This is a genomic window from Wolbachia endosymbiont of Drosophila baimaii (assembly GCF_028982185.1).
Taxonomy (GTDB): Bacteria; Pseudomonadota; Alphaproteobacteria; order Rickettsiales; family Anaplasmataceae; genus Wolbachia; species Wolbachia pipientis.
Genome location: NZ_JAPQLE010000192.1, coordinates 1 through 637 on the forward strand (window position 1 = coordinate 1; position 637 = coordinate 637).

1 rRNA gene is annotated in these 637 nt (G+C 52.4%); it reads left to right on the top strand.

The features are described from left to right. Window positions 1-637: ribosomal RNA gene (locus OZD66_RS05660) — 23S ribosomal RNA — on the top strand; the annotation flags it as partial.

Sequence of the window (637 nt, forward strand, 5' to 3'; positions counted from 1 at the left end):
ACTATAACGGTCCTAAGGTAGCGAAATTCCTTGTCGGGTAAGTTCCGACCCGCACGAAAGGCGTAACGATCTGGGCACTGTCTCAACGAGGGACTCGGTGAAATTTAAATACCCGTGAAGATGCGGGTTACCCGCGACAGGACGGAAAGACCCCATGGAGCTTTACTGTAGCTTGATATTGAATGTTTGTGCTGCTTGTACAGAATAGGTAGGAGACGTAGAAGATTGGACGCTAGTCTAGTCGGAGTCGCACGGTGGGATACTACCCTCGTTGTATGAACATTCTAACACTGGTCACTCAACGTGATCGTGGACAGTGTCTGGCGGGCAGTTTGACTGGGGCGGTCGCCTCCTAAAAGGTAACGGAGGCGCTCAAAGGTTTGCTCAGAATGGTTGGAAATCATTCGTAGCGTGTAAAGGCATAAGCAAGCTTGACTGCGAGAGCTACAACTCGAGCAGGTACGAAAGTAGGACTTAGTGATCCGGTGGTTCCGCATGGAAGGGCCATCGCTCAACGGATAAAAGCTACCCTGGGGATAACAGGCTCATCTCCCCCAAGAGTCCACATCGACGGGGAGGTTTGGCACCTCGATGTCGGCTCATCGCATCCTGGGGCTGTAGTCGGTCCCAAGGGTTG